This window comes from Cyanobium sp. L1E-Cus, assembly GCF_024345755.1.
GTDB classification, from domain to species: Bacteria; Cyanobacteriota; Cyanobacteriia; order PCC-6307; family Cyanobiaceae; genus Cyanobium_A; species Cyanobium_A usitatum.
On record NZ_JAGQBS010000016.1, the window covers coordinates 39,213 to 48,827 of the forward strand.

Consider the following 9,615-nt stretch of genomic DNA (forward strand, 5'->3'; position numbering starts at 1 on the left):
AGTGATGCACTCCACGGCGCCCTGGCTTCCCTGGATGCAACGGGCCCTGCAGCTAGCTGAGCTGGGCGCCGGACGCACCAGCCCCAACCCCCTGGTGGGAGCGGTGGTGCTCGATGCCGGCGGCTCGCTGGTGGGGGAGGGCTATCACGCCCGAGCCGGCGAGCCCCACGCCGAGGTGGGCGCCCTGGCCCAGGCGGGCGAGCGGGCCCGCGGCGGCACCCTGGTGGTGACCCTGGAGCCCTGCTGCCACCACGGCCGCACCCCCCCCTGCAGCCAGGCGGTGATCGCCGCCGGCATCGCCCGGGTGGTGGTGGCCATGGCCGATCCCAACCCCCAGGTGGCTGGGGGCGGCCTAGCCCAGCTGCGGGCCGCCGGCATCGAGGTCATCACCGGCGTAGCCGAGGCCGAGGCCCGCTGCCTCAACCGGGCCTTCATTCACCGCATCAGCAGCGGCCGCCCCTTGGGCATCCTCAAGTGGGCCATGGGAATCGATGGCCGCACCGCCCTGAGCAATGGCGCCAGCCAGTGGATCAGTGGCCCCGAGGCCCGCGCTTGGGTGCACCAGCTGCGCTGCCGCTGCGATGCGGTGATCGTCGGCGGCGGCACCGTGCGCGCCGACGACCCCCTGCTCACCAGCCGCGGCCAACGCCAGCCCGAGCCGCTGCGGGTGGTGCTCAGCCGCAGCCTGGAGCTCCCCGCAGAGGCCAAGCTCTGGGATCAGAGCGCCGCCGCCACCCTGGTGGTGCATGGGCCAGAGGCTCCCACCGCGGCCGCAGCCTCCCTGGATAAACGCGGCGTGCCCCGACTGGAGCTAGTGGGCTGCAGCCCCCTGCTGCTACTGGAGGCCTTGGCGCTGCGGGGCTGCAACCAGGTGCTCTGGGAATGCGGCCCTGAACTGGCAGCCGTCGCCATAGCCGAAGGCTGCGTGCAGGAGCTGGCCGCCGTGATCGCCCCGAAACTGATGGGCGGCCAGCCGGCCCGCACCCCCCTTGGTGAGCTGGGTTTCACATCTATGGCCCAGGTGCGGAGCTGGCAGGCTCAAGCGCCCCAGCGCCTGGGCAGCGATCTGGTCTGGCAACTCAGCTCACCTGCAGACCTGAAGCCATGATCGCCGCAAAGCTGCCCTTCGATCTGCAGATTCCCCTTGCGGGAGTGTTGCTGGCCCTAGTCACCTGGCTGCTGCTGGACCGGCTCGGCAGGCGCTGCCGTAGCGGCTCCCTAGGCCAAGCCCTGCTGCTGAGCGGGCGAGTCAGCCTGGCGGGCACGGTGTTGCTCAGCAGTGCGGGCTGGTGGCTGGCGGGCCTGGAGGTGCGCAATCTGCTGCTCACCATCGGCGTGATTTGGACCCTGCTGCGCTGGCGCGGCGAACTCAAACAGCGCGCCGAGCACTACGCCGCCCAGTTACTGCCGCATCTCTCCAGCAAGGATCAGCTGTTCCTATTCGACGTGCTCGACAAGCTGCTGACCACAGCAGCCCTACTGGTGGTGCTGGTCATGGGCCTAGATCTGCTGGGTGTATCGGCAGGAGTGCTGATCACCGCAGGGGGGGTTGGAGCAGCGGCCCTGGGCTTCGGCGCCCGCACCATCGTGGAAAACGGCCTCAGTGGCTTGAGCCTCTACGTCAACCGCCCCTTCGTGCTCGGCGACACCATCAACCTGCCCGGCCTGAATTTGCTGGGCACGGTGGAGCAGGTGGGCTGGTTTTACACCGAGCTGCGCGATCCGGAACGCCAGCGCATTTATGTGCCGAATGGGGTGTTCACCAGCCAAGCAATCCTGAATCTGGCCCAGATCGACAACCGCCGCATCTGGATCGAATTCGGCCTCAGCTACGCCGACCGGGAGCGCGTCGCCACGATCACCCAAAACCTGGAGCAGCGCCTCTCAAACTTGCCCGGCGTAGACCCGGCCAAGGATCAGCTAGCCCACTTCGTGGGCTACGGCGAGTCCAGCCTCCAGCTGCGCCTGCTCTGCTACGCCGCCAGCAGCGACATCCACGCTGCCTGGGCCCTGCGGCAGCAAGCCCTGCTGTTGATCGGCGAGGTGGTGGACCAGGCCGGTGGCTCGATGCCTTACCCCACCAGGCTGCTCATACGAGCTCCGGATGCAAGGGATCACCCTTAAACGGCCCCTGCACCTGGGATGTGATCCAGCCACCGTAGAAGCCGCCAGGCTGGGGCTGCACGGGTTCACCATCCAGCCAGCACCCGTCCATCAAGGCCGGGTACACCGCAAACCAACCGGCCAAAGCAGCAAAGGCCTGGGTGGGTTCGGGGTAGGTCCACACCGCCCGCCGCAGCCGGCGCTCGGCCGGGCCGCCCGCATCAACCACCACATCGAAGTAGCGGGCCACCCCCTTCCACTCGCAAAAACTGGCTCCGCTGCTGGGCAAAAGCAGCTCCTGGCGCACCTCCTCAGGCGGCAGGTAGTAGGTGGGTGGGTGAAAGGTTTCCAGCACCCGCAAACTGCGGCGGCTCTCGGCCAGAAGCTGGCCCAGGGCCTCAACCCGCACCAGCTGGCTGCTCTCAACCAGGGCCGGTGGGCGGGGGTAGGCGCCTACCTGCTCAGGGGCGGCCATCAGGAATAGATGAAATTGCGCAACCGCCGGCCTTCAGCGCCAGCCCGCTCCTGCAGCTCCGCATCGCTGAGGCTGGACTCCTGCCGCTGCTGCGCGGCGATCACATCAGCCTCCTCAAGGGCATAGCCAGCGCCGCGGGCCAGCTCCAGGAAGTCCTGCAGCTCCAAGGGCTCCGCCAGCTGGGTCGCCAGCTGGGGCGATTGGCGGGCATGCGCCAAAAAGGCATCGAGGCGCTCGAGGCTCAAAGGTTCAGCTCCAACTGCGGTTGGTCTAGCGCCATCGCTGCCCCATCGGCCTGCCAGTCGCCCCCATCCCAGGGCAGCAGCAGCGGTTCGAGGGCCCGTAGGCCATGGCCATCGGTGGGCTCGAGCCAGGCCTGCTCTAGGCCGTTGGGAATCACCACCGGCATGCGCCGGTGGATTGGCGCCACCAGGGCATTGGGGGCGGTGGTGAGCACGCAGCAGCTGTCGAGCTCGCTGCCATCGGGGCCGATCCAGCGCTCCCAGAGGCCGGCAAGCCAAAACAGATCGCCATCGCGGCGGCGCAGCCACTGGCCCTGCTCCCAAAAAGCATCAGCTGGAATCAAACAACGGCGATGGCGCCAGGCGGCGCGAAAGCTGGGCTTGAAGGCCACCGTCTCGGCGCGGGCATGCAGGCAGCGGTGGGCGGTGGCGGGATCCTTGACCCAGTCGGGCAGCAGGCCCCAAAGGGCTAACCCCACCTGCAGCTGGCCATTTTCCTGGCGCTGAATCAGCAGGGGTTCGCCGGGAAGCACTTGCAAGCGCGGCGCGTAGTGGGCCGCCAGACCGGGCGGCAGAGGGCCCTGCAAGCGGGGCTGCAGGCGATCGAAGCCAGCGCAGAGGGAATAGCGACCACACATAGCTGGATTGGGTCCTCGTACGGTTCTCCCAACCCGTCGCCGAAACGACCAGGGGACCACAGCCCTAGTTTGGGTGCACCTTTGGCTGCCGCACCATGGCGATCCGCCAGGACGACAACCGCCCTAACCGCCGCTTCGGAATCATCAACCTGGTGTTGATCGGTTTTGGTGTGCTGCTGCTGTTCAGCAACTTCCTGCCCAATCCAGCCGCCCAGGTGCCGCGGGTGCCCTACTCCCTGTTCATCGACCAGGTGAACGGCAGCAACGTCAAACGGGCTTACATCACCTCAGACCAGATCCGCTACGAGCTCAAGGAGCCAGAAGAGGAAGGTGCTCCCACGGTGCTCTCCACCACGCCGATCTTCGACATGGATCTGCCCCAGCGGCTCGAGTCGCACGGGGTGGAATTCGCCGCCGCGCCCCCCCAGAAGCCCAGCTTCCTCACCACCGCCTTGAGCTGGGTGGTGCCGCCTCTGATCTTCATCCTGGTGCTGCAATTCTTCGCCCGCCGCCAGATGGGCGGTGGCGCCCAGGGAGCTTTGAGCTTCACCAAGAGCAAAGCCAAGGTTTACGTGCCCGATGAGGAATCACGGGTCACCTTTGCCGACGTTGCTGGCGTGGATGAGGCCAAGGCCGAGCTGGCAGAGATCGTCGACTTCCTCAAAAAACCCGAGCGCTACGCCGCCATCGGCGCCCGCATTCCCAAAGGTGTGCTGCTGGTGGGCCCTCCCGGCACGGGCAAAACCCTGCTCTCCAAGGCCGTTGCAGGTGAAGCAGGCGTGGCCTTCTTCATCATTTCCGGCTCCGAATTCGTGGAGCTGTTCGTTGGTGCTGGCGCTGCACGAGTGCGCGACCTATTCGAAGAAGCCAAGAAAAAAGCGCCTTGCATCATCTTTATCGACGAGCTCGATGCCATTGGTAAGAGCCGTTCGGGCTCGATGGGTGTGGTCGGCGGCAACGACGAACGCGAGCAGACCCTCAACCAGCTACTCACGGAGATGGATGGCTTTGCCGGCCAGGACAAGCCGGTGATTGTGCTGGCTGCAACCAACCAGCCCGAAACCCTTGATGCTGCGCTGCTGCGGCCAGGCCGTTTCGACCGCCAGGTGCTGGTGGATCGCCCCGACCTGTCTGGTCGCAAGCTGATTCTGGAGATCTACGCCAAGAAGGTGAAGCTCTCCAGCGCCGTCGACCTCGACAAAATTGCCCAGGCCACCAGCGGCTTTGCCGGCGCCGACCTGGCCAACCTCGTGAACGAAGCGGCCCTGCTCGCAGCCCGCTCCTATCGCACCGAGGTGGAGCAAGGCGACCTCAACGAGGCGATTGAGCGCGTGGTGGCTGGTCTGGAGAAGAAGAGCCGGGTGCTGCAACCCGATGAGAAAAAAGTGGTGGCGTATCACGAAGTTGGACACGCGATCGTGGGGCACCTGATGCCCGGCGGCAGCAAGGTGGCCAAGATCTCGATCGTGCCCCGCGGCATGAGCGCCCTGGGCTACACCCTGCAGCTGCCCACCGAAGAGCGCTTCCTCAATTCCAAGGAAGACCTCGAAGGTCAAATTGCCACCTTGCTGGGCGGCCGCAGCGCTGAAGAGGTGGTGTTTGGTGAGGTCACAACCGGCGCCGCCAACGACCTGCAACGCGCCACCGACATCGCCGAGCAGATGGTGGGCACCTTCGGCATGAGCGAAACCCTCGGCCCCCTGGCCTACGACAAGCAGGGCGGCAGCCGCTTCCTCGGCGGCAACAACAACCCCCGCCGGGTGGTGAGTGACGCCACGGCCCAAGCGATCGATAAGGAGGTTCGCTCCTTGGTCGACAACGCCCATAACAAGGCGCTGGCGATCCTTAACCACAACCGCGAGCTGCTCGAATCGATCTCCGAAAAGATCCTCGAGAAGGAGGTGATCGAAGGCGACGATCTCAAGGAGCTGCTGGCCAGCAGCGTCATGCCCTAGGAGTTGAGCCATGGCCGCCATCAGTGCCTATCCACCCCTAGAAGAGCTGCGCGGGCGAGACCTGCTCTCCTCTGCCGACCTCAACGGCGAACAGACCCAGGCCCTGCTGCAGCTGGCGGCAGACCTAAAAGCCGGCCGCAGCAGTATCGATTTAGGGGGCAAAACCCTCGGACTGATCTTCAGTAAGGCCTCCACCCGCACTCGGGTGAGTTTCTCGGTGGCCATGGCCAGGCTTGGTGGCCAAACGATCGATCTCAATCCCCAGGTGAGCCAGGTAGGCCGCGGTGAGCCGGTGGCAGACACGGCACGGGTGCTGAGCCGCTATGTGGATGCCCTGGCGATCCGCACCTTCGCCCAGGACGAACTCGAGGAGTACGCCCACTGGGCCACGATCCCTGTGATCAATGCCCTCACCGACCTGGAGCACCCCTGCCAGGCCCTCGCCGACTATCTGACGCTGCAGGAGGTCTTCGGAGCAGTGGAGGGCCTGACCCTCAGCTACGTGGGCGACGGCAACAACGTGGCCCACTCGTTGATGCTCTGCGGCGCCCTGCTCGGGGTGAATGTGCGCATCGGCTGCCCGGTTGGATTTGAACCCGATGCAGCCGTGCTTGAGCAGTCACGCCGCCTAGCGGCGGCTCGCGGATCCGAGGTGGTGGTGCTGCACGAGCCGGTGGCTGCCGTGCGCGGCGCCCACGCCCTCTACACAGATGTGTGGGCCTCCATGGGGCAGGAGGAGGAAAAGGCAGAGCGGCAAAGGGCCTTCGCCGGCTGGTGTCTCAACGAAGAGCTGGTGGCAGAAGCAGATCCAAGCGCAATCGTGCTGCACTGCCTGCCGGCCTATCGCGGCCTCGAAATCAGCGCCGGCGCCATGGAGGGCAGCTCCAGCCGCATATTTGACCAGGCCGAAAACCGCCTCCACGCCCAACAAGCCCTACTGGCAGCCCTACTCGGCGGCATCTGAGCTGGACAAACAGGCCGCGAGGCGGTACATCTGTATCAGCGACGTGGCGTCCGTGCCCCATCCCAGCAACAACCAAGTCCAGCAAGAGCTCTCCTCTGCCCAGCAAGAGCTATACGACTGGCTTAGCGACTACATCGGCAGCAACCGCCACAGCCCCTCGATCCGCCAAATGATGGAAGCGATGGGGCTGCGCTCTCCGGCGCCGATCCAGAGCCGCCTGCGCCACCTGCAGCAGAAGGGCTGGATCACCTGGCAAGAGGGCCAAGCCCGCACCCTTCAGCTGCTGGGCGGAATGGCCAGCGGCATCCCGGTGCTCGGCGCCGTGGCCGCCGGCGGCTTGGTTGAAACCTTCGACGACATCCAGGAGCGCCTCGACCTGGCCCCCGTGCTCGATACCCGCGGCCTTTTTGCCCTCACCGTGAATGGCGATTCAATGGTGGACGCCCACATCGCCGACGGGGATGTGGTGCTGCTCGAACCTGTCAGCGACCCGAGCCGGCTCAAAGCAGGCACGATTGTCAGCGCCCTGGTGCCCGGCAGTGGCACCACCTTGAAGCACTTCCACCGCAGCGGAGCCACGGTGACCCTGGAAGCAGCCAACCCCGCCTATGCCCCAATCGTGCTCCCCGCCGACCAGGTAACGGTGCAGGGCAAGCTAGTGGCCGTCTGGCGCCAGGTCTAAACGGATGGCGTTGTAAGCTCAGTTAGCGCAAGGCAAGGCCACAAGCCAAGCGGAATGACCAGCATTCCGTTGCCATGGCGTTCTATCGGGGCCATAGCTCAGCTGGTAGAGCACCTGCATGGCATGCAGGGGGTCAGCGGTTCGAATCCGCTTGGCTCCATCAGTAGAACCCCTCTCCTTGAGGGGTTTTTTAATGCCCGGTGGCCTGGCCCGCCTGGGACCCTCTCAAGAGCCTGGAAAAAGCTGAGCGCACTTTACAAATCAACAGAGCTCGAGCCCAAGCATGAGCGACTAAAAAAACCACTATCACCCTGGTAACAGCGGGTGGTGAGCAAAACCAGTCCCCCCCCCTGCGTGGGTCGATCGTTTTGCTATTGCCTAATTGACGACTTTTTCTGCAATGGGGGGGGGGGCATCGGCGCAATGATCAATTCACAATATTCAGAGCCTCAAAGTTAATGCCAAAACCGCATAAATATGTTGATACACGTACAGCGGTCCTTAGGGAAGATCCGTGGCTTTTCCATTACCGTTAGTTGAACCGCCCACCCGCAAAGCCTCTGCGGTGACAGACGGATAACCATCAAGCAGCTTCTCGACAGCCTCGCTCGCGAGGCTTGCGATGGATCGGTCAAGCACAACTGAGAGCAGACGAAGCCGGTAGTGCAGTTCAGGGCGAACATCCAGTGTGATTTTTTTCAAAATGCACCAAAAGAATTATTGGTCAAATTTAGCACCAAGGAGTGAAATTCGACAGCCTGAAGCCCTGAAGTACCGGAGTAGCGGACTAGCGGACTGGCGGACTAGCGGACTAGCGGACTAGCGGAAAGCCAAAAAGATCTTATGCAAAGGCCTAGGCAAGCCAGAATCTCCAAAAATAAAGAATCACTATTAAAAGGTGAACAGCTCCACTTTGTTGCCACAAATCCGCAGATGACAATTCAGGGGTTAATTTAAATTTGAAATGGCTAGTCTGAAAAAAGATCTAACTCGTCAATCGCTCTTCAAAGCATCAGGACTATCCTTAGTGCTTGCGGCCAGCTTGCAGATTGCCCCTGCTTCTGCTGCCCCGAACGGAAGCCCAGGAGCTTCTGGCACAAGTGCTCCTCCTGCATTAGGCGGAACCGGTGGCGCCGCTGGCGCCGGTGGCATAAATGATCCCTCTGGCTCAGTTGGTGGAGTCGGAGGAAATGGCGGCGGCGGCGGGAATGCCGCCAGTCTCGGGGCCGCCTCTGCAGGCGGTGGAGCTGGTGGAGCTGGTGGAGCTGGTGGTTCTGGCGCACCAAAAGGTGCCGCTGGAAGTGCCGGATCAATCGGGAGCCTGACACAGATTGGTACAGGAAGCCTGGCCATCGGGGCCGCTGGTGCCGCTGGAATTGCAGGATCAGCCGGTATTGCCGGCGTTGGCGGTGCAGGTGGTAGCGGTGGATCGGGCAGCCAGGCTATATGCAATACGTTCAATTCCCTTGATACCTGTTCACAGGGAGCCGCTGGTGGTGCTGGTGGCGCCGGTGGTGCCGGTGGTTCTGGTGGCGCAGCTGGCAACGGGGGCAATGGCGGCTCCATCACGGCGAATGGCGATGGCGCCATGGTGATCGGCACTGCTGGTGCTGGCCTTACCGGAGGCAATGGCACCAACGGCACCGCCGGCGATCCAGGCCTTGCTGGTACTGGCGGAACTCAGGCCCAGGTAGATCCTCTGACCGGGGTCGTCACGCCAGGAACAGCTGGAACGGCCGGGCAAAACGGTGTAGCTGGGGTTGCCGGTACTGGCGGTGCCGTTGGTGCGACCGGCGGCAACGTGGCCGCTGTCGGTACCGGAGCCTTGGCCATCGGTAACGCCGTAGGCACCCTAGATGGTGCCAGTGCAACCGGCGGTGGGTCCATCGCCCTCGGCTCCTCCAATGGCTTGGTGGCAGGTGCTGTCTCGAATGGCGCTGGCGCCATTGCCATCGGCTCAGGTGCCTCCGCCACAGGTCCTAATTCAGTCGCTATCGGCACGGGCGTAACAGCTACTGCCAGTCAGGCGGTCATTAAAGGAGGCACAAACAGTGGCATTTTGACGCTGCAAGATGGTGACGCCGGCGCGGGTTCGACCGCGGGTTCAACCATCACGATCTCCGGCAGCGGTGGCGGGGCCCCGCAGACTGCATTCCAGACGACGACTGACGGGACTACAACTCAGGTGACCACAAGGGTGGGCACCGCCGATCCAGTGGTGGCGAGCACTGCAGTCCTGCAGGCCGGTGCTAACGGTGTCAGCGTCGACTCGGTTACAGGAACCACGGTGACCGGCGCCCTGGGTGTGACGGGCCAGACCACCACTGCTGGTATCGGCAACACCGGCCTGCTTGCCAACACTGGTAACCTCACCAACTCCGGTACTGCAACCATCGGTGGTGCTACCCAGATCAACAACTCCCTGGGTGTGACGGGCCAGACCACCACTGCTGGTATCGGCAACACCGGCCTACTTGCCAACACTGGTAACCTCACCAACTCCGGTACTGCAACCATCGGTGGTGCTACCCAGATCAACAACTCCCTGGGTGTGAC

General features: G+C 64.0%; 11 protein-coding genes and 1 tRNA gene. 8 read left to right on the forward strand and 4 right to left on the reverse strand.

What is annotated here, in order from left to right:
• Positions 1-4: 4 nt before the first annotated feature.
• On the forward strand, positions 5-1,108 hold the full coding sequence (gene ribD / locus KBZ22_RS12610) for a bifunctional diaminohydroxyphosphoribosylaminopyrimidine deaminase/5-amino-6-(5-phosphoribosylamino)uracil reductase RibD (RefSeq protein WP_255022224.1): 1,104 nt from the start codon (positions 5-7) through the stop codon (positions 1,106-1,108).
• A complete protein-coding gene (locus KBZ22_RS12615; protein WP_255022225.1) occupies positions 1,105-2,124 on the forward strand; it encodes a mechanosensitive ion channel family protein in 1,020 nt (339 codons plus the stop codon). Before ribD ends, KBZ22_RS12615 begins: the two co-directional genes overlap by 4 nt.
• Here the strand turns inward: KBZ22_RS12615 and KBZ22_RS12620 are convergent.
• The 3 genes from KBZ22_RS12620 to KBZ22_RS12630 are packed head-to-tail and all read right to left on the reverse strand — an operon-like array spanning position 2,090 to position 3,458.
• Positions 2,090-2,578, reverse strand: coding sequence for a DUF427 domain-containing protein (locus tag KBZ22_RS12620; protein WP_255022226.1), 489 nt, complete (start codon positions 2,576-2,578; stop codon positions 2,090-2,092). The genes KBZ22_RS12615 and KBZ22_RS12620 overlap by 35 nt on opposite strands.
• A complete protein-coding gene (locus KBZ22_RS12625; RefSeq protein WP_106502241.1) occupies positions 2,578-2,823 on the reverse strand; it encodes a Nif11-like leader peptide family RiPP precursor in 246 nt (81 codons plus the stop codon). Before KBZ22_RS12625 ends, KBZ22_RS12620 begins: the two co-directional genes overlap by 1 nt.
• Positions 2,820-3,458 carry an SOS response-associated peptidase gene (locus KBZ22_RS12630; RefSeq protein WP_255022227.1) on the reverse strand — a complete coding sequence of 213 codons (639 nt, stop codon included), beginning with the start codon at positions 3,456-3,458 and terminating at the stop codon, positions 2,820-2,822. Before KBZ22_RS12630 ends, KBZ22_RS12625 begins: the two co-directional genes overlap by 4 nt.
• Positions 3,459-3,553: 95 nt before the next feature.
• Between KBZ22_RS12630 and ftsH the strand changes: the two genes are divergently transcribed.
• From ftsH to KBZ22_RS12655, 5 genes are all read left to right on the forward strand, one after another.
• Entirely contained in the window at positions 3,554-5,413 is a 1,860-nt protein-coding gene (ftsH, locus tag KBZ22_RS12635) for an ATP-dependent zinc metalloprotease FtsH (protein ID WP_254941974.1), read from the forward strand.
• A gap of 10 nt (positions 5,414-5,423) precedes the next feature.
• On the forward strand, positions 5,424-6,377 hold the full coding sequence (gene argF, locus KBZ22_RS12640) for an ornithine carbamoyltransferase (RefSeq protein ID WP_255022228.1): 954 nt from the start codon (positions 5,424-5,426) through the stop codon (positions 6,375-6,377).
• Between the two features lie 43 nt (positions 6,378-6,420).
• Entirely contained in the window at positions 6,421-7,059 is a 639-nt protein-coding gene (lexA, locus tag KBZ22_RS12645) for a transcriptional repressor LexA (RefSeq protein WP_396112096.1), read from the forward strand.
• Positions 7,060-7,146: 87 nt separating this feature from the next.
• Positions 7,147-7,219, forward strand: a tRNA-Ala gene (locus tag KBZ22_RS12650).
• A 994-nt stretch (positions 7,220-8,213) separates the two neighbouring features.
• Positions 8,214-8,384 carry a hypothetical protein gene (locus KBZ22_RS12655; protein ID WP_255022235.1) on the forward strand — a complete coding sequence of 57 codons (171 nt, stop codon included), beginning with the start codon at positions 8,214-8,216 and terminating at the stop codon, positions 8,382-8,384.
• Between the two features lie 152 nt (positions 8,385-8,536).
• Here KBZ22_RS12655 and KBZ22_RS12665 read toward each other — a convergent pair whose 3' ends face one another.
• Positions 8,537-8,803, reverse strand: coding sequence for a hypothetical protein (locus KBZ22_RS12665; RefSeq protein WP_255022229.1), 267 nt, complete (start codon positions 8,801-8,803; stop codon positions 8,537-8,539).
• A gap of 57 nt (positions 8,804-8,860) precedes the next feature.
• Here KBZ22_RS12665 and KBZ22_RS12670 point away from each other — a divergent pair.
• Positions 8,861-9,615, forward strand: a 755-nt coding sequence (locus tag KBZ22_RS12670; protein ID WP_255022230.1) for a hypothetical protein, incomplete at its 3' end; no start/stop codon positions are given.